Annotated in this window: 19 protein-coding genes; 4 read left to right on the top strand and 15 right to left on the bottom strand. The window is 60.4% G+C overall.

What is annotated here, in order from left to right; translation table 11 throughout:
- Positions 1 to 13 precede the first annotated feature (13 nt).
- The 3 genes from DES49_RS14875 to DES49_RS14865 all read left to right on the top strand — a co-directional run bounded on the left by DES49_RS14875 (position 14) and on the right by DES49_RS14865 (position 4,042).
- The gene (locus tag DES49_RS14875) at positions 14 to 580 is read left to right on the top strand and encodes a PH domain-containing protein (protein WP_133737222.1); all 567 of its coding nucleotides are present in this window, start codon (positions 14 to 16) and stop codon (positions 578 to 580) included.
- Positions 573 to 2,069 (top strand): PH domain-containing protein, encoded by a 1,497-nt coding sequence (locus DES49_RS14870; protein WP_208297045.1) that lies wholly within the window; start codon positions 573 to 575, stop codon positions 2,067 to 2,069. Before DES49_RS14875 ends, DES49_RS14870 begins: the two co-directional genes overlap by 8 nt.
- Positions 2,070 to 2,134: 65 nt before the next feature.
- On the top strand, positions 2,135 to 4,042 hold the full coding sequence (locus DES49_RS14865; RefSeq protein ID WP_133737220.1) for a hypothetical protein: 1,908 nt from the start codon (positions 2,135 to 2,137) through the stop codon (positions 4,040 to 4,042).
- A gap of 12 nt (positions 4,043 to 4,054) precedes the next feature.
- Here the strand turns inward: DES49_RS14865 and DES49_RS14860 are convergent, their stop codons facing one another.
- A complete protein-coding gene (locus DES49_RS14860; protein ID WP_133737219.1) occupies positions 4,055 to 5,290 on the bottom strand; it encodes a saccharopine dehydrogenase family protein in 1,236 nt (411 codons plus the stop codon).
- Between the two features lie 158 nt (positions 5,291 to 5,448).
- On the opposite strand from DES49_RS14860, the gene DES49_RS14855 reads away from it, so the two are divergent.
- Positions 5,449 to 6,393, top strand: a complete 945-nt coding sequence (locus DES49_RS14855; protein ID WP_166646099.1) for an alpha/beta fold hydrolase — start codon at positions 5,449 to 5,451, stop codon at positions 6,391 to 6,393.
- 19 nt (positions 6,394 to 6,412) lie between these two features.
- Here DES49_RS14855 and DES49_RS14850 read toward each other — a convergent pair whose 3' ends face one another.
- The 14 genes from DES49_RS14850 to DES49_RS14785 form a co-directional block, all read right to left on the bottom strand.
- A complete protein-coding gene (locus tag DES49_RS14850) occupies positions 6,413 to 8,119 on the bottom strand; it encodes a BamA/TamA family outer membrane protein (protein ID WP_133737217.1) in 1,707 nt (568 codons plus the stop codon).
- Complete coding sequence (locus tag DES49_RS14845) at positions 8,103 to 8,885, bottom strand: crotonase/enoyl-CoA hydratase family protein (protein ID WP_133737216.1); 783 nt, start codon at positions 8,883 to 8,885, stop codon at positions 8,103 to 8,105. Before DES49_RS14845 ends, DES49_RS14850 begins: the two co-directional genes overlap by 17 nt.
- Before the next feature lie 15 nt (positions 8,886 to 8,900).
- Positions 8,901 to 10,295, bottom strand: coding sequence for a DNA repair protein RadA (gene radA / locus DES49_RS14840; RefSeq protein ID WP_133737215.1), 1,395 nt, complete (start codon positions 10,293 to 10,295; stop codon positions 8,901 to 8,903).
- Positions 10,296 to 10,420: 125 nt separating this feature from the next.
- Positions 10,421 to 11,488 (bottom strand): uroporphyrinogen decarboxylase, encoded by a 1,068-nt coding sequence (gene hemE, locus DES49_RS14835; RefSeq protein WP_133737214.1) that lies wholly within the window; start codon positions 11,486 to 11,488, stop codon positions 10,421 to 10,423.
- Complete coding sequence (locus tag DES49_RS14830) at positions 11,488 to 12,906, bottom strand: FAD-dependent oxidoreductase (protein ID WP_133737213.1); 1,419 nt, start codon at positions 12,904 to 12,906, stop codon at positions 11,488 to 11,490. Before DES49_RS14830 ends, hemE begins: the two co-directional genes overlap by 1 nt.
- 45 nt (positions 12,907 to 12,951) lie before the next feature.
- Positions 12,952 to 17,403 carry a glutamate synthase large subunit gene (gene gltB / locus DES49_RS14825; protein WP_133737212.1) on the bottom strand — a complete coding sequence of 1,484 codons (4,452 nt, stop codon included), beginning with the start codon at positions 17,401 to 17,403 and terminating at the stop codon, positions 12,952 to 12,954.
- A 170-nt stretch (positions 17,404 to 17,573) separates the two neighbouring features.
- Positions 17,574 to 19,106 carry an AAA family ATPase gene (locus DES49_RS14820; RefSeq protein WP_133737211.1) on the bottom strand — a complete coding sequence of 511 codons (1,533 nt, stop codon included), beginning with the start codon at positions 19,104 to 19,106 and terminating at the stop codon, positions 17,574 to 17,576.
- A gap of 3 nt (positions 19,107 to 19,109) precedes the next feature.
- Positions 19,110 to 20,207 carry a 3-dehydroquinate synthase gene (gene aroB, locus DES49_RS14815; protein ID WP_133737210.1) on the bottom strand — a complete coding sequence of 366 codons (1,098 nt, stop codon included), beginning with the start codon at positions 20,205 to 20,207 and terminating at the stop codon, positions 19,110 to 19,112.
- Positions 20,194 to 20,763 carry a shikimate kinase AroK gene (gene aroK / locus DES49_RS14810; RefSeq protein WP_133737209.1) on the bottom strand — a complete coding sequence of 190 codons (570 nt, stop codon included), beginning with the start codon at positions 20,761 to 20,763 and terminating at the stop codon, positions 20,194 to 20,196. Before aroK ends, aroB begins: the two co-directional genes overlap by 14 nt.
- Before the next feature lie 103 nt (positions 20,764 to 20,866).
- Complete coding sequence (locus tag DES49_RS14805) at positions 20,867 to 22,957, bottom strand: type IV pilus secretin PilQ (protein WP_243865070.1); 2,091 nt, start codon at positions 22,955 to 22,957, stop codon at positions 20,867 to 20,869.
- 84 nt (positions 22,958 to 23,041) lie between these two features.
- Entirely contained in the window at positions 23,042 to 23,599 is a 558-nt protein-coding gene (locus DES49_RS14800; RefSeq protein ID WP_133737207.1) for a pilus assembly protein PilP, read from the bottom strand.
- Positions 23,596 to 24,210: a type IV pilus inner membrane component PilO gene (locus DES49_RS14795; protein ID WP_133737206.1), complete on the bottom strand. Its 615-nt coding sequence runs from the start codon at positions 24,208 to 24,210 to the stop codon at positions 23,596 to 23,598. Before DES49_RS14795 ends, DES49_RS14800 begins: the two co-directional genes overlap by 4 nt.
- Positions 24,207 to 24,782: a PilN domain-containing protein gene (locus tag DES49_RS14790; protein ID WP_133737205.1), complete on the bottom strand. Its 576-nt coding sequence runs from the start codon at positions 24,780 to 24,782 to the stop codon at positions 24,207 to 24,209. The genes DES49_RS14795 and DES49_RS14790 overlap by 4 nt, the downstream gene beginning before the upstream one ends.
- Positions 24,782 to 25,846 (bottom strand): pilus assembly protein PilM, encoded by a 1,065-nt coding sequence (locus DES49_RS14785; RefSeq protein WP_133737204.1) that lies wholly within the window; start codon positions 25,844 to 25,846, stop codon positions 24,782 to 24,784. Before DES49_RS14785 ends, DES49_RS14790 begins: the two co-directional genes overlap by 1 nt.
- Positions 25,847 to 25,991: the final 145 nt, after the last annotated feature.

Below are 25,991 nucleotides of genomic sequence, written 5' to 3'. Positions count from 1 at the left end.
TGCCTCCTGAGCCATGACGACCAGACCGGATAATGGAGCGATAGCCCTGTTCAGTAACGATACGCTCTCAAACGATGACCTGCCCAGTGTCCGCGACGTTCACTGGCAACCACTCGACCCGGCCTACCCCCGCATGGTCCTTATTTCCGGTGCCGGTTTCTGGCTGTTCGCCGGCGTTGTGGGCCTTGCGCTGGCCCTGGCAGGCGTCATACCACTGCAGCCTGCGCTGGTTCTTGGCCTGTGGCTTGTATTGGGCATCCCCACCTTTCTTGGCTATCCCAGTGCCAGGGTCAAGCGCTACGCCGTCCGGGAACAGGATCTTCTTTTCCACGAGGGATTGCTATGGAAAAGCACAACCGTCATCCCCCGCAATCGCATACAGCATATCGAAACGGAAAACGGCCCACTGGAACGGTGGTTCGGCCTCGTGACGCTTAAATGCTATGGCGCTGGCGGCCAACAGGCCGATCTTGTAATACCGGGATTGAACGAGGCGCTTGGCGAGCGACTGCGCCAGCACCTGCTTGATCAACAGGCCGATGATGACGCAGGTACGGAGGGAGACGACGGGGATGCATGAAGTGAGTGACTGGTCCCGGGTCTCTCCGCTGTCGATGATCCACCAGGGCATTGCGTTCATCCGCCAGCTCGCGGGCACCAACCCCGGGCCGCTTCTGGGCCTGCTGGCCGGGGCCTACGCGTTTGCCCAGCGCTCGCCGCTTATGCTGGCAACCACAGCCGTAACCCTGCTGGCGGCCGGCCTCGCACTTCTGGTGCTCGCCTGGCTCCGCTTCCAGTATCGGGTTTCCGCCGACACCATACAGGTGCAACAGGGCGTCTTTACCCGTCAGAACCTGACCCTGGAGTTCGACCGCATCCAGAATGTCCGCATTGAAACGCCGCTCTACCTCCGCCCCTTTGGCCTCGCCCGACTCAGCATCGAGTCCGCCGGCTCAAGCAGTGAAGAGGTACACCTGCCCGGCATCCCGACGGCACACGCGGAGATCCTCCGGGACAGGGCACTCGCCTCCCATGGTGACATGGATGCCGACGAGGATTCCGGGAGGCAAGCGGAGGGCGAGAGTGTGCCGCAGCACCTGCTGTCCCGGCGCCCCTCGGACCTGGTGATCTATGGCATCAGCAGTCCGGCCATACTCTGGGGCGGGGCCATTCTGGCATCCGTACTGGGGGCGGTCGCGCGCCGCGTGGAGGAGGCGGGAAGCGATCTTGAACCACTGCGCGCACTGGCCGAACAACTTCCGGATTCGGTGTCACCGGCGTGGTTGGTGGTCGCCGGCATTATCATGCTCCTCGGCGTCATGACGCTGTTCTCCGTTGTGATGGCGCTGGTTCGCTATCACGGGTACCGCCTGGAAAAGGCGGGGGATCGCTACCGCCTCCACTCCGGACTCATTACGCGGCGTGAACAGGGCCTGCGCCAGTACCGCATCCAGCATGTCCGGCTTGCCCAGAGTCTCGTGGCCCGCCTTTTCGGGCGTCATCACCTGACATGCCACCAGATCGGGATGATGCAGCCGGATCAGCCCGAAGGCGGTGGTAACCGCCTGATGGCCCCTGCCCTGACCCCGGAGGAACAGCGGCAACTCCTGGCGCACCTCCTGCCGGGGTTACCCTGGCAGGCATTGAGTTTCAACGGTGTGAGCTGGCGTTACATGCTGCCCCGGCTGGCGTTCTGGGGCGGACTCTGGCTGGCTGCCGTACTGGGCGCGCTGTACCAGGACGCCAGCGTCTGGATACTGGCAACCGCTCCACTTCCGCCGGCGCTGATCTGGCTGAACTGGCGTCGCCAGGGGTGGTGTCTCAATGGCGAATACCTGATTCTCAGAGGAGGTCTGTTTGGCTGTCATTACACGGTATTCGCCGGGTTCCGTGCCCAGAAGGTGCGCGTCTATGACTCCCCCCTCCAGCGGCGGGCGGGCCTTGCCAACCTGGCCACTCGACTGGGCTCGGGCGCTTTCCTCCTGCCGTTCATCCGTAGGCCAGAGGCCGAAATGCTGATGGACGAACTGCTTTACCGGATGGAAACCAGCAACGCGCCCTGGCTGTAACCGCACCACAGCCCGCTGACTGCTAGAATGCGATAAACCAACACAAACCAGTATCGGGACCGGCCTTGTACCAGCTTCTGAACCGCCTGAACGATAAAAAAAAGGTGGAAGACCAGGGCGCCACGAAGGACCTGTCATCCATCAACCTGGAACGGGTGGGCCGCACACGCATTGAAGACCTGGTCTCCAGTGCCCGCGAGGTCCCCTGGGTGCTCACTTTCGCCCAGCTTCTGTGGACGGCCGGTCCAGTTACCTTCCTGGCACTCCAGGGAGGGTCTCTTCTGGGTTACGGCGAGCCCGTGGGGTTCAAGACCTACCTGTTCTTCGCTGTCTACGTCATTCTTGCCGCACTGATCGCACTGATTGCTCGGATCATGGCCAAGACCATAAGGGGGCGAAAGGAAGGCCGCGCCCGGAACAACATCACCCGGACCCTGGACATGATTCCGGACCTGATCTTCACCGCCAGGGACCTGCACCTGAGCACCCTGACCAAACCACAACGCCAACAGGACGCGGCTGCCATCCTGCTCCGCAAACAGGATCTGGGTTCAACAGCGATCTCGGTTGCCGTGGTGGATCTGACCAACGATGCCACGCTCGCCAGCATTGCCGAGGAAATCGAAGTATTTCGAAGGGCGGGCATGTTCAGCCGGATCAGGGACCTGAACGATAAGTTCAGTGAACACATTGAGGCAGCCATGGAGCAGCTCAAGAGTTATTCCGGGGAAATTGCGGAATTGCTGGAGTACCGGCTTCAGGGCATCGCCCCGTCCCAGGATGAGGGCCTGACCCGGGGCGATCAGTTCATCACCCAGACCTACGCTGCAGCCCATCAGGAAGACCTGTCACTGATGGACCTGGACAACGTGGAGGACGTGCTCGGCCTGGCGTTTGAGTTGTTGAGCGGTCGTGAAATCACGCGCCTGATCATTGACTACGAAGGGGACTGGCAACTCGCCAAAACCCTGGATGAGCTGGAGCGCCACCACAATGCCTACCGCCAGGTAAAGGCCTCGGCCGTCCTCTACCTGCGGGAACTGGCGCACTTCCTGGTGAGCAGCCGCCTGACACCACTGACCATGTCCGTTCTGGACAAAGACACCGACACCCTTCTCCAGGAAACCAGCACCGCCCTGACCCGGCTTGTTGGCCGGTTGAAATGGTCCGGCCAGAGCGAACTGAATCAGCTCCCCGGCGCGCAGAGGAACCTGAAAATGGCGCTGCGCTATGCGAAGCTGACCCGACAGGCGATTGCGCGTCTCGAGGAAAGCTATGTGCGCTATGTCAGGGCTCTGGAGCGTTGGACCCTGATGCGCGAACGCCTGCTCGAGGATTCCGGTCCCAGGCGTCGGGGGACTGGCCTGCGAATCCGCGAGAACACGATTGCCCTCAGCGACGAGCAGAAGCTGGACTTTGCCGCCCAGTTTGTCCGCTACCTGACTGATCACAGTTTCTCAGAGGGGCCCAAAGGCGTCCTCAGGCATGACCTGCCCCTCTCCACCCAGCACGCCAAGCATCTGGCAATACGGGTGGTCCTGATACTGCAGCCCCTGATCGGCCTGGATAACCCGAGTGTGCAGAGAGCCGTCGAGAGCAGCCGGGGCGCCTATCTCGAAGGGCTTGAGATGGGCTTCAGCGCTGACGCCAAGGCGGGCCTGGGCAACGCCGTGGTCAAGGAACTGAAGGACGACCTGGGGCCGGCAGCCGAACTGATTGCCCTGCGCCTCACCAAGATCTATCGCATGCCGCTGGAGGAGCCCATCAGCAAATTTCTGGTGGACAATTACGGCGCCAACCCCGAGCGTCTGGCGTTCATCGCGGATTCCGCCAACCAGGCCGATGCCAGCGCGGAAACACCGCCAATACCCCATGAGCCCTCGATGGTGCGCAGCTACGAGCAATGGCGCGCACCCATCGAGGCGGCCGAGGGGATGCTCGGTCAGTTATTGAGGCAGGTTGATACCACCTGACCAACCCCGCGGTCAGTCATCGAGCAATTCAAACGCCAGACCGGAATAGGTCCGCAGACGCTCCAGGAGCTGCCCATCCATGGCGGTCGACGGCGTCCAGAATCCCCCCTGGAGCTCTTCACCCTTCAGGTCCTTGGCAAGACAGACCCCGGCCTGTCCAAGCATCTTCGAGGTGGAACCGTACCCTGGATCCCGATCGCCGGTGACCTTCGCCCGCAGCGACTCGCCATCCCGGGTCTCACCAAAGAATCGCAGGTCGAAAAAACCCTTCTCCTGCGCCTCTGGAGAGGGGCCTTCACCGGGCTTCGGCACAACAAAGCGTTCCAGCAACCAGCGGGTGGGACGAACCGCGGCTCCCACCATGAAGCCACCCAGGGCGCCGGTAACACCCAGGGCCGCGGCACGCCCCTTGAGGCCGCGGCCAGTCATCATGGCCTCGTCATAACGGAAATCGGCGCCATAGGCTTTACCCGACAGGGCATTGGAGCGATGCACAACCCGTGTGTTGATGGCGGCCATGACGAAGGGCGCCGTCCAGGCCTGGAAATCCCGGTCATACTCCGCCGATTTAACGTTGGGCTGACGTGCTGTAAAGCCGTGATTGGGCGGGCAGACGGAATAGGGATTGGCCAGCTCCTTGCGCAGCTCCGGGTTGCTGGAGGCTTCCTTGACCACGTTCAGCAGGCTGGCAACAGTGCCGCCGGAAAACTCACCCTTGGCGGCTTTCACCCGCATCTTGAGACGCGTCAGGGGCTGACCGAAACGAACCTGGGCCTCCTGCTGGATGAAGTACACGCCCAGGTCCGAGGGAATGGAATCAAAGCCGCAGCAGTTAACGATGCGCGCCCCGGAGGACTCCGCCGTTGCCTGGTACTTATGGATCATCTCACGCAACCACTGGACTTCACCGGTCAGGTCGCAGTAATCCGTGCCTGTCTCGGCGCAGACCCTGATCAGCGGTTCACCGAAAAGCGCGTAAGGTCCCACTGTGGAGATGACCACGCGCGTCTGGTCACACATTGTTTTGAGGGCAGCCTCGTCGGAGGCGTCCGCCACCATGACCGGAAGGTCCTGCGCGGCCGTTCCAAGATCCTTCCTGAGAGACTCCAGGCGACTTTCGGACCGCCCGGCAATCGCCCAGGTCAGCTCCTGGCCGACGCCATAGGTGCGCAGCAGATAGTCCGCCAGAAGCCGGCCCACAAAACTGGTGGCGCCGAAGACAACAAGGTCGTATCCATTCTCGTTCATAATTTTTCCTTCCCCGAATGATTAACTGTTCCCAAAAACGGCGGGATCTTCCCGGTGCGCTCGATGATACGGGCCGGGTGCACTGGATTACAGTCCAGCAACCCGATATGCTGGCGCCCGTTCGCTTTCCCGCTGAGGTCACCAGAAGGACAGAGTGCATGATGGAACGCCGGAAACCAACAGCCTACCCCACTCTCATCCTGCTGTTGGCCTTAATGCTAAGTGGTTGTTCAGGGCTGCAGCAATCACTGCACGACGCCGCCATGAACCGCGAAATAAGCAAGGCCGGTCTGGAACGGGACCATATCGAGATTGAAGAAGGCCGGATTGCACTGCTGCGCGGGGACAACAGCCAGGGCCGGGAAACGCTCGTGCTGGTGCACGGCTTTGGCGCCAACAACACCAATTGGCTGCGCCTCTCCCAGTACCTCCATGAGGACTTCTACATTGTCGCACCGGATCTTCCGGGACACGGCGACAGCGTCCAGGATCCGGACCTCTCCTACCGCATTCCCGAGCAGGCCAGACGCCTCGACGCCATTATGGAAAAACTCGATATTGAACAGGCTCATGTGGCGGGCAATTCAATGGGCGGCGCGGTGGCGGCCGTGTTCGCGGCCGAGTACCCGGAGCAGGTGCAGAGCCTCGGGCTGATCGATACCGCCGGCATCCACGAACACCCCTCCAGGCTCGACGGCCTGCTCGAGAAGGGTGAAAACCCACTGATCGTCAAAAATCACGCGGACTATGACGAGCTCCTGGATTTTGTCATGGAAGAACGGCCTTTCATTCCCTGGCCGATCAGTTCAGTCATGGCCCGTAAGGCGGTGGGCAACCGCGAGATCAACGCCAGGATCTTCAACGATATCCGTAAGGACGCCGAGGTGGATTTCGCCGGCATGCTGTCTGGAATCAAGGTTCCCACCCTCGTCCTCTGGGGCTCGGAAGACCGGGTCATCAGCGTCCGAAACGCGTCACTGGTAGCGGAGGCCCTGCCCAACTCGCGCCTGGAAATTCTTGAGGGTATCGGCCATGTCCCCATGCTCGAAGCGCCCGAGCGAACCGCCGACCTGATACGTGAGGTCGCGGAAGAAGCCCAATAATGGCTTTGTCGGATCCGGATCAGAAACGCGTCCGGCCCCTCAATAGCACCTGGAACCCGTCAATCCTGTCATCCCCATCCAGGGGAACCGCAAAATCCAGGTGCAGCATGCGATCCACCTCGATCCGGCTGGACGCCAGGCGCAGCCCAACGCCCAGGTCCGTCAGAACCCCTTCGTCCGGTCCGTTACGGCGTCCGTCGTCAAACCAGGCCCTGCCCACGTCCAAAAAGGCGACACCGCCGATACGGAACAGGCTGAATGGGTGCCAGTCCGGGAAATAGCGGCGTTCAAGAGTACCCAGGAAACGCCGATTGCCCTGCTGATAATGGCGTGGATAACCGCGCAGCCCGTTGTCACCGCCCAGCGTCATTTGTTGATCGGCCGTCAGGTTCCGCGCCGCGCTAAACTCAAGCACGCTGTACCAGCTGCTCCAGCGATCGACGCCCCCATAGAAAAATCGCCCCTGCAGAGTAGCGGTCAGATTCTCCACCCGATCCTCGTCAAGCCGGTAATGGCCGGACTGGCTGAACCGGTAATCCGCAAAACTCCGGCGTGTTGCGACAATGGAATCGCTGAAATGGTGCTGCACCACGATCCGGTCTTCACTCGCGCCCAACCCCTCGGCGGAATAGCCAAACTCGGTTCGGAAATCGATTCCGTCGCGTACGTCCTCAACCCGCTGGAGCTGGGTCAGGTTGACCGTCTCGTGGAACCGGTTCTGCCGCCACTGGAACCCGATCCATGGGTAACTCAGAACGCGGTCGTCGGGAAAGGGATCGGGTGCCACACGCCCCTCAACGGGGCTGAAGCGTTGTTCTTCATAACGGTAACCGGCCAACAGACGGGGTTGAGTCATCCCGCTGCGACTCAGCGCCGTCCCATAGGAGATGGACGCGCTGGAGCTGTCGCGCTCGAAATGGCTTACCTTGTCACCGCCAAAAAACAACGCATCCTCACGCCGATCCTCCGCAGCCTGAATTCCGAATGACCACAAAGCCTGTTCGCTGTAGAAGGGACGCTCGATGGACAGGTTGCGGCCCCGACCATCACTGCGATCCGCGTACCCCAGGCGCGCTTCCCAGCGCGACCCCAGAAGGTTCGGATCATGAGCAACGAAGCTGGTGGTGCTGCGATCCGCATCCCGGGTCCGGGAGATGGAAAGGCTCTTGCCGGAACCGAGGAAATTGGGATCTGAAACTCCCACGGTCGCCGTATTTTCACCCCCCGAACGCGACACCCCAAGGCTGGGGAACAGCGTCCAGGTATCCCGGGCCAGAACCGACACATCCACCTGGTCGCCACAGACCCGGATCGGGCTGACCCAGGCTGCCGTTAGATACCGTCGACTTCTGAGGATACGCTCCGACTCGGACAGGTCGTCCTGGCTGTAATAATCGCCCTCGGAAAACACCAGCTGTGACGCCAGTGCCGAATCCCAGGTCGGCACATTGAGCCAGTTCAGCAAACGGTACAGGGCATTGTCCTGCCCCGGTTTATCCGTGTCGAAAATCGGCCGGTTGTGGACCTGAACCTCACCAATAGTCGCCCCCGGCGGGATGATCAGATCCGACTGACGCGCCAGTTGATCCCGTGGCTGATCAAGGTCGATATTTTCCGGCTGAACCTGGCTTTCCCGGCATGCCTCCGTTACCGACCACCCCGGAGGTGCCCAGAGCAGGCACAGTGCCAGCCCGAGACAGAAACCGGCTTTATTCAAACGCCCCATGGCGCCCCTGCCCGGAACCAAAACGACCCGCGCCCGAGACGGTCTCGCCAGAGGCCAGCGTAGCCTGGCCATGGCGGAACTCATTGGCCAGGGCCTCGGATTCCGGCAACGACCATTGCTCGAGGACACTCAGGCGGTCACCCCGGAGGCAGGTCTGCGGGAAATCCGCCAACTGCCTGGCGAGGGTCATTGCCTGGTCAATGGCCTCGCCCCGGGTCACAACCCGGTTGGCAAGGCCCATGCGCAGTGCTTCATCCGCCTCAACGGGCCGGCCGGTAAGGATCATGTCCATCGCATGGCTCTGGCCAATAAGACGCGGCAGCCGCACCGTTCCGCCGTCGATCAACGGTACCCCGAAACGGCGGCAGAACACCCCGAAAACGGCCGTGTCATCGGCAACCCGCAGGTCACACCAGGCCGCCAGCTCAAGCCCGCCTGCCACGCAATAGCCGGATACCGCCGCAATCACGGGCTTGGTAAGCCGCAACCGGGAAGGCCCCATGGGGCCGTCGCCTTCCGGGGAAAGACGGTTGACCCGGGCCCCCTCGGAAACCCCCTTCAGGTCCGCCCCGGCGCAGAAATGCGCCCCGTTGCCCGTAAGCACGGCCACCCGCAGCCCGTCATCCGCCTCAAACTCACGGAAAGCGGCCGCGAGCCGCTCCGCGGTTGGCCCGTCCACGGCATTGCGGGACTCGGGACGATTGAGGCGAACCAACAGGAGATCATCATGCCTTTCAGTAACAACCTGCGCCTCATCAGCGGCCATTCACTCCCCTCCTGTTCAGTCGCACAAAGCCTCAAGGGCGTCCAGGACCTCGCTGAGGCGATTCACGCCCGTGACGGTCATGGATTCACCCGGTTTCCGGGGTACGTTGGCGCCCGGCACCAGGGCCTTGCGAAAGCCATGCTTGGCGGCCTCCTGGATACGTTCCTGGCCGCTGGGCACCGGCCGGATCTCCCCGGACAGGCCCACCTCCCCGAAAATCACCAGATCCCGGGGCAGCGGTTTATCCCGGAATGAAGAGATAATCGCCGCCAGCAATGCCAGGTCCGCCGTGGTCTCGGTTACCTTGACGCCGCCCACTACGTTCACAAAGACATCCTGGTCGCCACAATGCAGCCCCCCGTGACGATGCAGCACAGCCAGGAGCATCGCCAGGCGATTCTGGTCCATGCCCACCGCGACCCGCCGTGGATAACCACCCTGGGCGCTGTCCACAAGCGCCTGCACCTCCACCAGCAGCGGACGGGTGCCTTCCCACACCACCATGACAGCACTGCCGGGCGCCTCCTCGCTGCCCCGGTTCAGGAAGATGGCGCTGGGATTGCGCACTTCCTTCAGGCCCTGCTCCAGCATGGCAAAGACACCGAGCTCATTCACGGCCCCGAAACGGTTCTTGATGCCGCGCAGGGTCCGGTACCGGCTGTCACTGGAGCCTTCCAGAAGCAGGGAGGCATCGATCATGTGTTCGAGCACCTTGGGGCCCGCCAGGCTGCCTTCCTTGGTGACGTGGCCCACCAGAAACAACACCGCACCACTGCGCTTGGCGTAGCGCGTCAGTGTTGCCGCGCTTTCCCGCACCTGGGCCACGGAACCGGGCGCGGACTCCACATCTGACACGTGCATCACCTGGATACTATCCACCACCAATATGGCGGGTTTTTCCGATTCCGCCACCGACAGCATGCGTTCGACCCCGGTCTCGGACAGCATGCGAACGCCCCTGGCCCCAAGGCCCAGACGCTTCGCCCGCAGCGCGACCTGTTGCAGGGATTCCTCGCCGGTTACATAGAGCACGGGCTGTGACTGGGCCAGTTCACAGAGCATCTGCAGCAGGAGCGTGCTCTTACCCGCGCCCGGGTGGCCACCAAGCAGCACGGCGGAACCGGCAACAAGGCCACCGCCCAGCACCCGGTCCAGCTCCCCGATACCGGTGGCCACGCGCGGTTCTTCCGTAAGATCCACGTCCTCCAGGGACTGGATGGCCGAAGCTGCTCCCGCATACCCTGAAAAACGGGCTTCCCGGGCCTCACCGCCACTTGAACCCGGAATGCGGACTTCCGAGAGGGTATTCCACTCACCACAGGCGCCGCACTGGCCCTGCCACTTGCTGTATTCAGCGCCGCAGTCATTGCAGACGTAGGCCGTCTTCGCACGGCTGGTTCGCTTGCTCATTCGGTGATCCTGATCGGGAAATATCGTAGTAATAGCAGGCCAGGAAGCGGCACGGAAGGCAGTTTACTGAATCAGTAGCGGCGCCCGCCACCAGGCGGAGGCGGGCGCTGGGCAGAGCCGGCATCTCAGAACTGGTGGTAGTCCTGACTGAGCTCATGGACGGCATCCACAAAGACTTTCGCCTTGTCCGGGTCCACGTCCAGGTGCACCCCGTGGCCCAGGTTGAAGACATGACCGGAGCCCTGGCCCCATTCGGCGAGAATGCGCTGGACTTCACTGCGGATCACATCGTCAGGCGCGTAGAGTGTTGACGGGTCCAGGTTGCCCTGCAGAGCGACACGGTCGCCCACGCGCTGGCGTGCAGTCCCGATATTGGTGGTCCAGTCCAGTCCCAGGCAGTCGGCGCCACAGTCCGCCATGGTTTCCAGCCATTGGCCGCCGTTCTTGGTGAAGACAATGGCGGGCACCCGACGCCCATCGTGTTCACGGATCAGTCCATCGATGATCCGCTGCATGTAACGCAGGGAAAAGGCCTGATAGGCGTGCGGGCTGAGCGCTCCGCCCCAGGTATCAAAGATCTGAACAACCTGGGCGCCCGCTCGAATCTGGGCATTCAGATAGTCCGTTACTGCTTTGGCAAGCTTATCCAGCAGGGCTTCAAGCACCTCCGGCGACTCCATCATCAGGCGCTTGATACCCCGGAAGTCCTTGCTGGAGCCGCCCTCCACCATGTAGGTGGCAAGCGTCCAGGGGCTGCCGGAGAAACCGATCAGCGGCACCCGGCCGTTAAGCTCACGGCGGATGGTTGAAACGGCCCGCATGACGTAGCCAAGATCCGTTTCCGCATCCAGCTCCGGAAGCGCGTCCACATCCGCCTTGCTGGTCACCCGGTGCTGGAAGACAGGGCCTTCACCGGGCTCGAAATAGAGCCCCAGCCCCATGGCATCGGGAATGGTGAGGATATCGGAGAAAAGAATGGCCGCATCCAGGTCGAACCGCTCAAGCGGCTGGATGGTGACCTCGCAGGCCCAGTCGGCATTCTGGCAGAGCGCCATGAAACTGCCCGCCTTCTCCCGCAGCGCACGATATTCCGGGAGATAGCGCCCGGCCTGGCGCATCATCCATACCGGGGTCGCATCCACCGGTTCGCCGGCGATGGCACGTAGCAGCCTGTCATTCTTCAATTGAGTCATCAGATGTCCAGATAGTCCATGATGCCTTCGGCCGCCTTGCGGCCCTCGGCTACGGCCGTGACCACCAGGTCGGAACCACGGACCATGTCGCCGCCGGCAAATACTTTGGGGTTTGAGGTCTGATAGGGGTACTGGGCTGTTTCCGGCGCCATGACGCGTCCCCCGTCATCGGTCTCAACGTTCTTCTCTTCAAACCAGTCCGAGGGGCTGGGCCGGAATCCAAACGCCACCAGCACAGCATCGGCGGGAATGATCTCTTCGCTGCCCGGGATCGCTTCGGGGCGCCGGCGTCCGTTCTCGTCGGGCTCGCCGAGTTGGGTTTCCACCACCTTGACGCCCTCGACCCGGTCTTCGCCGATAATCGCGATGGGCTGGCGGTTGAACTTGAAGTTCACCCCTTCTTCCTTGGCATTGTGGACCTCTTTCCGGGACCCCGGCATATTGGCCTCGTCGCGCCGGTAGGCACAGGTAACACTCGCCGCCTGCTGGCGGATGGCCGTGCGGTTGCAGTCCATGGCGGTATCACCGCCGCCGAGAACCACCACCTGCTGGCCCTTCATGTTGATGAACTGGTCACCCTCGCGCTCAACGCCCAGGCGGCGGTTCACGTTCGATACCAGGTAGGGCAGCGCCTCATAGACGCCTGGAAGGTCCTCGCCGGGGAAGCCACCCTTCATGTAGGTATAGGTCCCCATGCCCATGAAGACCGCATCGTAATCGGACATCAGCTCATCGATGCTGACATCCTCTCCCACATCCACACCGAGGCGGAACTCAACACCCATGCCCTCGAAGACCTCGCGGCGAGTGCGCATCACGTGCTTTTCCAGCTTGAATTCGGGAATACCAAAGGTCAGCAGGCCGCCGATTTCCGGGTAGCGATCAAAGACCACAGGCTTGACGCCGTTGCGCGCGAGCACGTCCGCGCACGAGAGTCCGGCGGGACCGGCACCGATTACGGCAACCTTGTGGTCGGTCCACACCACGTTCGACAGGTCCGGGCGCCAGCCAAGGGCAAAGGCGGTATCGGTGATGTACTTTTCCACGGAACCAATGGTAACCGCGCCAAAGCCGTCGTTCAGGGTGCAGGCACCTTCGCAGAGCCGGTCCTGGGGACATACGCGGCCACAGACCTCGGGCAGGGAGTTGGTCTGGTGACACAGCTCGGCTGCCTTGAGGATATTGCCCTCGGATACGAGCTTGAGCCAGTTCGGGATATAGTTGTGAACCGGGCATTTCCACTCACAGTAGGGATTGCCGCAGGCAATGCAGCGATGGGCCTGCGATGCCACCTCCTGCTTGCGGAATGGCTTGTAGATCTCAGCAAACTCCTGACGGCGCTCGGCCACCGGGACCTTCTCCGGATCGCAGCGCCCCACATCCATAAACTGAAAATCGTTGTTCAAACGTTCTGCCATGGCATCTTCCTCAATTCAAATTCCCGAAAACCTGCTGAATCCGTCCTATTCCGGTCTTGCCCGGGTGCTTTCCAGCAACCCTTTCAGGCTCGCGGCCTTGGGTTTGACCAGCCAGAATTTGCCGATGTAATCGTCCAGGTTTTCGAGCAGATGCCGGGCCCAGCTGCTCCCGGTTGCCTGTGCATGCTCCTGGATTACCCCGCGCAGATGGTTGCGGTAGGGCTCCATGTGTTCGCTGGAGATGCGGTGAATCTCCACCAACTCGTGGTTGTACTTGTCCACGAAAGTGCGGCTATCGTCCAGGACATACGCAAAGCCGCCCGTCATACCGGCCCCGAAGTTCTGTCCGGTCTCGCCCAGAACGGTAATCAGGCCACCTGTCATATACTCACAACAGTGGTCACCGGCGCCCTCGACAACCGCGTGTGTCCCGGAGTTCCGGACCCCGAACCGCTCACCCGCGGTCCCGGCGGCAAACAGCTGGCCACCGGTCGCACCGTAAAGGCAGGTGTTGCCGATGATGGCCGTCTCCTGGGTCTCGAAGCTGCTGTCCGCCGGAGGCCGGATGGTGATGCTGCCCCCGGTCATGCCCTTGCCGACGTAGTCGTTGGCATCGCCTTCCAGATTCAGATGCAGGCCACCCACATTCCAGACACCGAAGCTCTGTCCCGCCGTACCCGTCAGATTCACCGTGATGGGATTGTCCCGCATACCCTGGCTGCCGTGCAGCACCGCAATCTCACCGGCGACGCGGGCGGCAATGGAACGGTCACAGTTGGTGACCCGGTACTCGAAGGTGCCGCCCTTCTTCCCGCGGATCGCGGGCAGCATATCCGCCACCATCTGCTCCGCCTTTTCGCCGGGGTCGAAGGGTGTATTCTTCTCCACCTGACAGTACTGCGGCTTCTCGGCCGGTATATGGTCGTTCTTCAGGATCGAGGTCAGGTCCAGGTTCCGCTGTCTTGGCGTGTCGCCCGGCAGCAGTTCCAGAAGGTCGGTACGCCCCACGAGCTCCTCGAAGTTCCGAACGCCCAACTGGGCCATCCACTCGCGGGTTTCCTGGGCCACGAACCGGAAGAAGTTCATGGCCATCTCGACCGTGCCCTGGAAATGATCGGCCCGGAGGCGGTCATTCTGGGTCGCAATACCGGTGGCGCAGTTGTTCAGGTGACAGATACGCAGGTACTTGCAGCCCAGCGCAACCATGGGCGTGGTGCCGAACCCGAAGCTCTCGGCACCGAGAATGGCGCCCTTGACCACGTCCAGACCGGTCTTAAGCCCGCCGTCCGTCTGCAACCGGACCTTGTCGCGCAGGTCGTTGGCACGCAGCGCCTGCTGCGCCTCGCTCAACCCCAGCTCCCACGGAGAGCCGGCATAATGGATGGAACTCAGCGGGCTGGCCGCCGTACCGCCGTCATAGCCGGCAATGGTGATCAGGTCCGCATAGGCCTTGGCCACGCCTGCGGCGACCGTCCCCACACCGGGTTCGGATACCAGCTTGACGGACACCAGCGCATTCGGGTTGACCTGCTTGAGGTCAAAGATCAGCTGTGCCAAGTCCTCTATGGAGTAGATGTCGTGGTGCGGGGGCGGTGAGATCAGGGTCACACCGGGTACCGAGAAGCGCAAGCGTGCGATCAGCTCGTTCACCTTGCCACCCGGCAGCTGGCCGCCCTCGCCGGGCTTCGCGCCCTGGGCCACCTTGATCTGCATAACGTCCGCTTCGCGCAGGTACTCGGCGGTCACGCCGAAGCGCCCGGAGGCGACCTGCTTGATCTTGGACCGTTTTTCAGTGCCGTAGCGAGCCGGATCCTCGCCCCCCTCCCCGGAGTTGGAACGCCCACCCAGGCGGTTCATGGCCACGGCGAGGGCCTCATGTGCCTCCGGCGAAAGCGCCCCCAGGGACATGGCGGCGGTATCGAAGCGGGTATAGAGGTTGTCCGCCGGCTCCACTTCCTCCAGCGGCACGGGCTTGATGCCCTTGCGGAAGACCATGAGATCACGCAGGGTCGTGACCGGACGCTGATTCACCAGCGCGGCATACTCCTGGTAGCGCCCATAGTCGCCGGAAGTGACTGCCTCCTGAATGGTCCTGACCACGTCCGGGTTGAAGGCGTGATATTCCTGCCCGTGCATGTATTTGAGAAAACCGCCCGGCGGTATCGGCTTACGCGCCTTCCAGGCCAGATCGGCAAGCACTTCCTGATCCTGCTGGAAATCGTAGAAGGTCGCGCCCTGTATGCGACTGGTCACGCCGTGGAAACACAGGTCCACCACTTCGTCGGACAGGCCAACTGCCTCGAACAGCTGGGCGCCACGATAGGAGACGATGGTGGAGATGCCCATCTTGGACAGGATCTTCATCAGACCCTTGTTGATGCCCCGCCGGTAATTGTTCTTGGCATCGATGGGATCCATCATCAGCTCACCACTGCGCACCAGATCATTGAGGACCTGATACGCCAGATAGGGGTATATGGCGGTCGCGCCGAAGCCAAAGAGGACGGCGAAGTGGTGCGGGTCCCGCGCCCAACCGGTTTCCACGATCAGGTTCGCATCACTGCGCAGCCCCTGCGAAACCAGGTGATGATGCACCGCACCGGTTGCCATGGTGGCATTGATGGGCAGTTCGCCCTTTTTCAGATGATTGTCACTGAGAATCAGCAGAACCCTGCCATTGCGAACGGCTTCCGCCGCCTCTTCGCACACTGCTTCCAGGGCCTTCTTCAGACCCAGTTCAGGGCGATAACTCAGTTTGATCCGAGCCACTTCGAAGCCCGGACGCTTGTTTTCCTCCAGTCGCGCGAACTTGGCTGGCGACAGGACCGGCGTGGACAGGATGATCCGATTGGCGTGCTCCGGCGTTTCCTCGAATACGTTGCGTTCGGCGCCGATGCAGGTTTCCAGCGACATCACGATGGACTCGCGCAGCGGGTCGATCGCCGGGTTGGTCACCTGGGCAAACTGCTGGCGGAAGTAATCCGCAATATGGCGCACACGACTCGAAAGCACCGCCATGGGCGTATCGTCGCCCATGGAGCCGACCGCCTCCTGGCCGCTCTCGCCCAATGGCCTCAGGATCTGGTCCCGTTCCTCGAAGGAGACCATGAACATCTTCTGGTAGGTCTTGAGCTCATCCTCTTCCATGAGCTCAAAGGCCGGGCTGTTCTCGCTCAGCAGCGTGGACTCCACGCGCAATGCGTTCTCGCGCAGCCACTGCTTGTAGGGCCGCGCATTCTTGAGGCGTTCATTGACATCCTCGGTGTGCAGCAGCTCGCCCGACTCGGTATCAATGGCGAGGATCTTACCGGGGCCGATACGGCCCTTGGCAATCACGGATTTCGGGTCATAGTCCCAGACACCGATCTCGGAAGCGACCGTGATCAGGCCATCATCCGTCTCCACCCAGCGCGAGGGCCTCAGGCCATTACGGTCGAGCATGCACACGGCATAACGGCCATCGGCCATTACCATGCCGGCGGGACCATCCCAGGGTTCCATGTGCATGGAATTGTACTCGTAGAAGGCGCGCAGCCCGGCGTCCATGCTGTCCACATTCTGCCACGCGGGCGGCACCATCATGCGCAGTGCCCTGAAAATATCCATGCCACCGGCGAGCAGCAGTTCCAGCATGTTGTCCATGGCCGAGGAATCCGACCCCGTGCGATTCACCAGCGGCTGGAGTGTTTCCAGATCCGGCAGACTCGGACTGCTGAACTTGGACCCCCGCGCCAGGGCCCAGTTCCGGTTGCCCTGGATGGTGTTGATCTCGCCATTGTGTGCCAGGAGCCGGAAGGGCTGGGCCAGTGGCCATTTCGGGGCTGTATTGGTGGAGAAGCGCTGGTGGAAGACGCAGACGGCCGTGGCCATGTCAGGATCGCCCAGGTCCGGATAGAAGCTCGGCAGGTCCGCCGGCATCATCAGGCCCTTGTAGGACAGGGTCCGATCCGAGAGGCTGCAGACATAGAATTCGCTGTCGTCCTCAAGTTCGATTTCAGCGCGCCGACGGCCAACAAAAAGCGCGACGCCGAACTGGTCCGGAGTTGCGCTGCCCTGGGTCACGAAGACCTGCTCGATCCGCGGCAGCTCGTCCATCGCCATCTGCCCAAGGCACCCAGTATCCACCGGCACCTCGCGCCAGCCAACGGCCTTCAGCCCCTGCTCGGCAAGACGCTTCTCCACAACCTGCCGGGCATGGGCGGCACGATCAGCCTCCTGGCTGAGAAAGATCATCCCCACGCCATAGACATCACCGAGGTCTGTACCCAGATCCCGTTTCGCAACCTTGCGCAGAAAGGCATCAGGTCGGTTCAGGAGCAGTCCACAGCCGTCGCCGGTCTTGCCGTCCGCTGCAATGCCGCCACGGTGGGTCATGCAGGTCAGTGCCTCTATGGCTGTGTTCAACAGCTTGTGGCTGGCCTCCCCGTGTTTGTGGGCAATCAGCCCGAAACCACAGTTATCCCTGTATTCCCCGGGCTGGTACAAACCTGTCATCATAAGCAATATCTCTCAGATATTCTTTATTTTCAAAGACTTAAACAATAGCTATCCATTTTTAAGCCTTCGCCTTTTGCATGGGGGCTGCGTAGTTTACACGCACCAAACCACACGCTCAAATTGGTTATTCCAACTGAGCATAATAAGATATCTTTTAGCTACTTTTTATTTTATAGATCACTGAAGGAACGAGGCCAGGGGCCGAGCGCGCGAACTCGCTGAGGCAGGCCGTTGATTGCCTCGCGGGCCGCGTCACGGCCCTCGTATTCCCCGTAAAGCACCACGAACCATGGCTCTCCCTGGTGTTGGGTTCTGGTATAAACCGCCCCGTCAACGTCGTAATCCTCAATGAATTCTATGGCAGTGGATTCGTTGAAACTACCCAGAAGCTGGATGGTGAAATGGGTGCCGGGCTGCTCCTGATACCAGGCCAGCTCACGGAACCGTTGCGGGTCAGCAGCGGCAAAACCCTCACCCGCGGCGTCGCTTGCAGGTTCTGGCTCTGGCTCTGGCTCTGGCTCTGGCTCTGGCTCTGGCTCTGGCTCTGGTTCTGGCTCTGGTTCTGGCTCTGGTTCTGGCTCTGGTTCTGGTTCTGGTTCTGGTTCTGGTTCTGGCTCTGACTCTCGCTGTATAGTTCCCTGGGGCTCGGGCGCTTCAGTTTCATCAATGACCAGCTCCCCCTGGCCTTCATCCGCCTCGGCTATTACTTCCCGAGCGCGCTCAGCCTCGCCAAAGTCCCGCTCCACCTCCTGATCCGATAACATCACCGCCTCAGAATCCGTGCCCGGATCGGACTCGTACCGGAACCCCACAATAAGGAGAGACACGCCCAGAGCACCGACAGCCAGACCGCCCCAGAGCCGCAACCGGGCCCCGTTTCCGGCTGAACCCGCTCCGGATCCGGCAGAGGGACTGGCCAACCCGAGAAGAATGGGAGGCGCAATACGCCTGATTGCCCGGATGTTGCCCTCACTCCGCTCGTGGATGGACTGCAGATTCGAGTCCGTAAGCCACTCCGCCGCATCCCCGTCAACCTGATCAAAGCTGGCATGGATAAAGTGCTTCACATCCTCGATATCCAGCGGAGCAAGCGCGATCTCACGAATGCCCTGGGACCGGGAGGCATCCTGACATACCGGCCGTAAAGCCAGCGCAGGCGACCCCGCCAGAACCAGAACGGCGGCATGCGTCGGATCCGAAGACTGGAACCCCTTGACCAGCACTTCAAGTGATTCATCACTGAGCACATCGGCATCATCAATGAGCAGAACCCAGCGACGATCCTTTTGGGCCTGGCTTACCGTCCATGCGAAGAACTCCCGTGCCGCCTGCTCAGGCTCCATACCCACGAGAGCCTGGCCGCTGAGGCGCGCCAGCATGCCGGAAACAGCGGAAACGTCGGCGATGGTGTCGGCACGCAAACGTTGCACCGACAGGCTGTGCGCAGCATTACGCGCCAGCTCCGCGAGCATTCGACTTTTACCTGCACCCTCCTCGCCGGTGACCAGCAGCACCCTGTCACCAGACGCAACCAGATGGGTAAGGGTGTCAAGATGATACTGGCGATGACCGCCGGTAAAGAAGAAGCCGGGTGCTTCAGCAAACGGATCCCCATTCAGGCCGTAGCGCTCCCGCCACTGCCTGGACTGTCGATCCATTTGCTGCTGATCAACCCCGCTGGCGTCAAAAGTCTCCCGACTCATGAATCAGTCCAGTGGATGACAGAAATAGTCGAGGGTGGCTTCCAGCGCTTCATCGTCGAAGCCACTGGTGACAACGGCGTCGCCCAACTCCTTCAGGAGCACCAGACGCAGCTCACCCGTGAGGTTTTTCTTGTCCACCTGCATCAGCGCCTTGAAATGCACCGGCGTCATCCCTTCGGGCGGATTCACCGGCAACCGGGCACGGATAAGCAGCTGCCGGACTCGCGTTGAGTCATTGTAGTTCAGGTAACCGAGGCGCTCGGACAGATCCGTGGCCATCATCATGCCTGCAGCCACAGCTTCGCCGTGCAGCCACTCGCTGTAGCCGGTGTGGGTTTCAATCGCATGACCAAAGGTATGCCCCAGATTAAGCAGAGCCCGAACGCCGGACTCCCGCTCATCCTCGGCCACAATCGCAGCCTTGCACTCACAGGAGCGCCGTATCGCAACTTTGAGGTCCTCGGCCTGAAGCGCCATGAGCCGATCCATATGCTCCTCGAGCCATGCCAGGAAATCCGCATCCCGTATCAGCCCATACTTGATGACCTCAGCCATACCGGCAGAAAGCTCGGCCGGCGGGAGGCTGTTGAGGGTCAGCGGATCAATTACAACAACCTTTGGCTGATGGAATGCACCGATCATATTCTTGCCCAGCGGGTGATTGATGCCGGTCTTCCCGCCCACTGACGCATCAACCTGGGCCAGAAGCGTGGTTGGGATCTGGATGAAATCCACACCCCGCTGATAGGTCGCTGCCGCAAACCCGGTTATATCCCCGATGACACCGCCACCCAGTGCAACCAGTGTGGTTTTGCGGGTGTGGTGTTTTTCAAGAAGCGTATCGAAAATCCGATTGAGCGTTTCCCAGTTCTTGTAACGTTCGCCGTCAGGGAGCTGGATCTCATCAATGTCACAGCCCGGGAAACAGGCGCGGGCCTGATCCATATACAGGGGGCCAACGGTTTCGTTGGTTACGATCAGGACCCGGTTACCGCTGACCCAGGGGGTCAGATCAGCGTTGCCGAGCGCCCCATCCTGGATCAGGATCGGATAACTGCGCTCGCCCAGATTGACGCTCAGGGATTCTTCACTTGGCTGCATTCGATTGTCCTTCGTGTTGCCGAGTCGTGCTCTTGGTTCCGTCGTCGCCGCGTAGCCGGCCGGCCAGCGAGCGTACAAGGCTGCGGGGCCCGCGATGACCGCCTTCTATCACCAGGTCTGCCACCTCCGTATAGAGCGGATCGCGCTCACGGAAGAGCCTTTCAAGTATTCCCCGCGGATCGTCATTCTGAAGCAGTGGACGGTTTCGATCCCGACGTGTCCGTTCATACTGGAGATCCGGGGGTACTTTCAGATAGATCACGAACGCCTGCGCAAGCGTTTTCCGGTTCTCCGGCCTCAGGACGGCACCGCCCCCCGTTGCCAGCACAATATGATCTTTCTGCAGCAACTCGGAAATGACGCGGCTTTCGCGGTCACGAAAACCGCTTTCACCTTCCATGTCAAAGATCCAGGGGATATTGGCGCCGGTCCGGTATTCGAGCTCACGGTCGCTGTCATGGAAATCGTATCCCAGCTGGCGGGCAAGATGACGACCAATCGTGCTCTTGCCCGCACCCATGGGTCCAACGAGAACGATTTTCTCGGGCAATGACATATAGGGATATCCTGGGAATCATGATTTCCGTGAAACACCCAGAGATTACCACAAAAGAAAAGCCACCCGCAGGTGGCTTTCAAGGCTGGTTTACCGCTGTCCGTCACTGATCCAGAAGATTGCTTTCCATGATCTGGGGTGTAACGAAGATCAGCAGCTCACTGCGCTCATCAATATTTGTGGTCTGGCGGAAAAGCCGGCCGATGTAGGGCAGATCGCCCAGGAAAGGCGTCTTGACCACATTTGTCGCCACCTCGGACTGGAAGATGCCACCGAGCACCACGGTTTCGCCGTCGCCCACCAGTACCTGGGTCTTCACCGCGTTGGTATCAATACTGGGGATACCGGCGGTCACCTGACCACGGGAGTCCTGGTTCACCTCCAGATCCATGATGATGTTGCCATCCGGCGTAATCTGGGGCGTCACGTCGAGCGACAGCACGGCTTCCTTGAAGGAGACGCTGGTGGCACCGGACGACGAAGCCTCTTGATAGGGTATTTCTTCACCGGATTCGATGGTTGCCTGCTGACGGTCTGCGGTCACCACCTTGGGCTGGGAAATAATCTCAGCCTGACCGTCAGACTCCAGAGCCGTAAGCTCAAGATCCAGCAGGAATCCATCACGGGTAAACCCAAGGGCGGCGGAACTGGTATTGGTGCTGGTAATACCGAAGTCAACGTTCATGTCAGAGGGGAACCCTGAAGGTCCTCCAAGACTGTTACGACTGCCGCCGTAGCTGACGCCGCCTTCACTGGTCTGGTTAGAGCCGCTGACCCCCCAGGCAACACCAATCTCGCTGGACACATCGGTGTTCGCCCGGACAATCCGTGCCTCAATCAGAACCTGGCGCACCGGCCTGTCCCAGGTTTCAACCAGGTCCCGGATCTCTTCAAGCTTCTCCGCAGTCTCCCGGACACTGATCGTATTGGTGCGGTCATCCGAGGAGATGAAACCACGATCGGAAATAAGCTCCTCATCCTGCTGGAGAAGGGAGACAATATCGCCTGCCTTGGCATAGTTGACCTGGATGGTCTCAAGCCGGACGGGCCTCAGCTCCTCCATCTGCTGCTTGTTCTCAAGCTCCTGACGCTCATATTCAGCGATTTCCTGAGCCGGCGCCACCAGCAACACATTGCCCATTTCCCGCTTATCAAGCCCTTTGGTCTTGAGCACGATGTCCAGAGCCTGATCCCACGGAACATTCTGCAGGCGCAGCGTGATGCTCCCGGTAACCGTATCGGAGGCCACCAGGTTCTTGCCGGTGAAATCCGCAATCAACTGCAGCACGGATCGGATCTCGATATCCTGGAAGTTGAGTGACAGCTTTTCACCGGAATAGGGGAAGCGCTCCTCCTGACGACGTTCAGCTTCCTCCTCGGTCAGTTCCTCAACGCTCAGCGTGAACTGACTGTCCGTCTGGTAGGCCGCATAGTCATAGGCACCAGTCGCGCTCACCTCGATCACGGTGGCGCCATCCTCGGTGTAGGTGTCGACCCGCTTGATGGGCGTCCCAAAATCCGTCACATCCAGCCGGCGCCTCAGTTTTTCAGGCAGCGCTGCGTTATCCGCAGTCAAGCGGATATTATTGCCCTGCCGATCCACGTCAACGCTGACGCGCGAGCTGGAGAAATCCAGCACAACCTCGCCCTGTCCTTCGGCAGCCCGCTGGAAATCAACATTCTCAAGTTCCAGATCCCCTGCAGTCGCGACAGGGGCATTCGCGACGGCGGTGGTGCCTACTCCATCGTCTGCACCCGCGTCACCCGCGTCACCCGCGTCGCCCGCATCAGAAGCCTGATCGCCGGCTGGCGCGCTGGCAGTGCTGGCAGTGCTGGAATCCCCGGAACCGATACTCACCCGCATCTGGTTACCGTCAATACTCGTCTCATGGGGCACAAGGTCCGTAAGGTTGAATATAAGCCGGGTCCGCCCATCAGCTTCCACAACCGTCAGGCTCTGGGTATTGCCATCGCCGAGGTCGTGATACCGGTTCTCCAGACCACTCTGAACCTCACTCAGATCCAGCGCGATACGCGCAGGGTCTTCGATGGTATACCCCGAGGCTTCGGGTGGTTCCCCGTCAAAGGTCAGAACAACCTCGGTCCTGTCCCCTGAAAGCGATGAAAAATCAACATCCTGCAGGGTCAGTGCCGCGACATTACCCGACGCCAGAGCAAGGGCGCTGATTACCATAAGTCTCTTGAGTTGTCTCAGCATTACGTGCCTCAAGCCAGTCGAAAAATTACGTGTTTTGGTCTGCATGACAGCACCCCGGGCTTATTCTTCCTGCGATGACAGCGTCAGGGTCCTGGGTCGTTTTACCCAGCCTTCATCGCCGTCACTCACAATTTCTCTGAGTTGAATCCGTGTTTCGGTGACGCTTTCGACACGACCATAGTTCTGGCCCATGTAATCACCCACCGTGACCCGGTGAATCCCGCCCTCGTTGTCGCGGATCAGCGCGTAAAGCGCGCCCTCTTCAACGCGCTGAAGGGTACCCACCATGGTCAGGTCACCGATCGGGAAGCGCTCTAGCGGCTCCGTGGGCCGGTTCATATCGGGGCTGATGTCAGATTCGGCCTTGCCGTCGTCATCCTCTTCATCAACCGCCACTTCAACCGGCGGCTCAAATGGAGAACGCTTACCCGAGGCCCCATAGCTGAATGCCTCATAAGCCTCGAACTCGGGAAGCGGCTCAATACGCCCCTGGGGCTTGTTCCTGGCCTCCGCCATGAATTCGTCGAGATCCTGGTAGCCTTCATCCTGGGAGCACCCAATCAACAAAAGGGCCAGCATCGTCGTGATAAGTGCTCGTGGGAGGTTGCACATCCTCATTGGTCACCTCCTGCCCGATACCGGTAGGTTCTGGCCACCATCTGCATATTCAGGTCGCCGCTGCCGTCAGGTCGACTTATGGTGAAGTCGTGCAGCGTCACAATGCGGGGAAGGCCCGCCACGCTGCTCACGAATGACGCCAGCTCATGATAGGTGCCTCGAACCTTGATATTGATCGGCAGCTCAACATAGAAGTCCCGTTCCACCTCTTCCTGTAGAGCAAACTCCTGCATGTTGAGTCCACTCCCCAGCGCTGTGTTGGTGATGTCTTCCAGAAGCCCGGGGACTTCCGTATCACTGGGCAACTGCCGGACCAGGGCGCCGAACGTTTCTTCCATTTCAACCATCTGCGCCTTGTACCGATCAAGATTGGCAACGCGATGAGCCTTCTCCTCGTACTCGTCCCGCAACTCCTGCTCGGTTTCGGCAACCCGTTCCACCTGGACGTACAGGTCCTTCACGAAGAACCAGTAACCACCCCCCAGAACCAGTGCAAAGACCAGCGCCAGAAAGATAAGTTTGACCGGCATCGGCCATATCCCGGCGTTATTGAAGTCCAGGTCATTGATATCAAAGTTTTTCAAGCTTTCGAGCGTTTCCGACAGATTCACTGCTCTTGCTCCGCGTCCGCATCGTCTGCATCGGGAACCACCTGCTGCACACTCAGGTTGAACCGGCTGTAACCGGACCGCTGCCCATCCGCGGCCGAGACATTGGTAAGATTGGGTTCACTGAACCAGTCCGAGTTCTCAAAGTTGCGCATCAGGGTGGAAATTCGACTGTTCGATTCCGCCATTCCCACTATCGCAACGCTGTCTTCGGATTTTTCGAGCTGGGTATAGTAAAGACCGTCCGGCAACGTCTGCACCATTTCATCAAAGGCGCGGACTATGACCGGTCGCTGCCCCTGCAGATCCTGTATCACCTGCATGCGGGACAGCAGTTCCTCGCGACGCTCTTTCAACTCTTCAATCTCGGCAATCTGCTGCTCCAGATCCGACATGGCATTCCGGATGTAATCATTGCGCGATTCCTGGTGATCAATCTGACCCTGAACGTGGGTCTGCCAAAGGAACGCAAGGCCCGCAGCCACTATCAGCGCCCCGGCAAGCATGACAATGAACTGGCGCTGTTTGTCCGCACGAAGCTCTTCGCGCCAGGGTCTAAGGTTAATCCGGGCCATCAGTCAAAACTCCTCATCGCCAGTCCGCAGGCGATCATCAAGGAGGGTGCATCATTGCTCAGTCCCGCAGCATTCACCTTGGAACTCACCGCCATATCTGCAAATGGATTTGCTACCAGCGTAGCTGTCCCTGTTTTTTCTTCCACCTGCCCGGTCAATCCGGCAATGGACGCGGTACCGCCCGCTAGCAGCACATAGTCCACGGCGTTGTACTGACTCGAGCCGAAGAAGAACTGGAGAGCGCGGGCAACCTGCTGAACGACGGCTTCCTTGAAGGGGCCCAGGACCTCGCTTTCATAATCGTCCGGCAATCCGCCCTGTTTCTTCGCCATCCCGGCCTCTTCCTGGGAAAGCCCGTACCGGCGCTGAATCTCTTCGGTCAGCTGTTTGCCTCCAAAGAGCTGCTCGCGGGTGTAGACCGTCTCACCGTCAACAAGCACGCTCAGGGTGGTCATGGTTGCCCCGATATCAACGATGGCGACCACCTGCTCGTCCGCATCCCTTTCGAGCTGCGCCTCGAGCATCCCATAGGCACGCTCCATGGCATACGCCTCAACATCCACCACCTTGGTGGTCACGCCGCCAATCTGGAGCGCCTCTTCACGAACATCGACGTTTTCTTTACGACATGCGGCAAGAAGAACATCCACCTGATCCGGGTTGATTTCCGAGGGCCCTATGACCTCGAAATCAATCGCGACCTCGTCCAGCGGATAGGGAATGTACTGGTCGGCCTCGTTGGTAATCTGATCTTCCATTTCGAACTCATTCAGGCCGCCCGGCATCTGAATGGTCTTGGTGATCACGGCCGACCCGGATACAGCCACGGCCGCATTGCGCAGCCCTGTTCGTGCCTTGTTCACGACTTTCTTGACGACGTCACCCACTGCCTCAACATCGTTGATGCTCTTTTCCACCACGGCATTGGGCGGCAAGGGCTCAACGGCATAGCTCTCGACCTTGTAACGATCGCCCTGCTTCGACAGTTCCAACAACTTGACCGAGCTTGAGCTGATATCAACCCCGAGCATGCTGTTCGCTTTTTTTCCAAGCTTTCCGAACACGTGCTCACCCCAGAATTCCGAATTTAGAGACTACCCATCCGCGGTTTCAGCAAAAGCGATTTGCGGATATCCTGATGCTTCTATTCTGTAACCGGCTTCTGGTGCCTCCTGAAGCAATTTATGAAATGATAGACGCATATTCCAA

This window comes from Halospina denitrificans, assembly GCF_004364635.1.
Taxonomy (GTDB): Bacteria; Pseudomonadota; Gammaproteobacteria; order Pseudomonadales; family Oleiphilaceae; genus Halospina; species Halospina denitrificans.
Note: the sequence above shows the minus strand (reverse complement) of the source record. Positions and strands in the feature narration are given on the sequence as shown.

Bases quoted from the DNA above. Each gene is read 5' to 3' on its own strand.
- DES49_RS14875 (WP_133737222.1), top strand. From the start codon at position 14: ATGACGACCAGACCGGATAATGGAGCGATAGCCCTGTTCAGTAACGAT.
- DES49_RS14870 (WP_208297045.1), top strand. From the start codon at position 573: ATGCATGAAGTGAGTGACTGGTCCCGGGTCTCTCCGCTGTCGATGATC.
- DES49_RS14860 (WP_133737219.1), bottom strand. From the start codon at position 5,290: ATGAACGAGAATGGATACGACCTTGTTGTCTTCGGCGCCACCAGTTTT.
- DES49_RS14855 (WP_166646099.1), top strand. From the start codon at position 5,449: ATGATGGAACGCCGGAAACCAACAGCCTACCCCACTCTCATCCTGCTG.
- DES49_RS14850 (WP_133737217.1), bottom strand. From the start codon at position 8,119: ATGGGGCGTTTGAATAAAGCCGGTTTCTGTCTCGGGCTGGCACTGTGC.
- DES49_RS14845 (WP_133737216.1), bottom strand. From the start codon at position 8,885: ATGGCCGCTGATGAGGCGCAGGTTGTTACTGAAAGGCATGATGATCTC.
- radA (WP_133737215.1), bottom strand. From the start codon at position 10,295: ATGAGCAAGCGAACCAGCCGTGCGAAGACGGCCTACGTCTGCAATGAC.
- hemE (WP_133737214.1), bottom strand. From the start codon at position 11,488: ATGACTCAATTGAAGAATGACAGGCTGCTACGTGCCATCGCCGGCGAA.
- DES49_RS14830 (WP_133737213.1), bottom strand. From the start codon at position 12,906: ATGGCAGAACGTTTGAACAACGATTTTCAGTTTATGGATGTGGGGCGC.
- gltB (WP_133737212.1), bottom strand. From the start codon at position 17,403: ATGATGACAGGTTTGTACCAGCCCGGGGAATACAGGGATAACTGTGGT.
- DES49_RS14820 (WP_133737211.1), bottom strand. From the start codon at position 19,106: ATGAGTCGGGAGACTTTTGACGCCAGCGGGGTTGATCAGCAGCAAATG.
- aroB (WP_133737210.1), bottom strand. From the start codon at position 20,207: ATGCAGCCAAGTGAAGAATCCCTGAGCGTCAATCTGGGCGAGCGCAGT.
- aroK (WP_133737209.1), bottom strand. From the start codon at position 20,763: ATGTCATTGCCCGAGAAAATCGTTCTCGTTGGACCCATGGGTGCGGGC.
- DES49_RS14805 (WP_243865070.1), bottom strand. From the start codon at position 22,957: ATGGTAATCAGCGCCCTTGCTCTGGCGTCGGGTAATGTCGCGGCACTG.
- DES49_RS14800 (WP_133737207.1), bottom strand. From the start codon at position 23,599: ATGAGGATGTGCAACCTCCCACGAGCACTTATCACGACGATGCTGGCC.
- DES49_RS14790 (WP_133737205.1), bottom strand. From the start codon at position 24,782: ATGGCCCGGATTAACCTTAGACCCTGGCGCGAAGAGCTTCGTGCGGAC.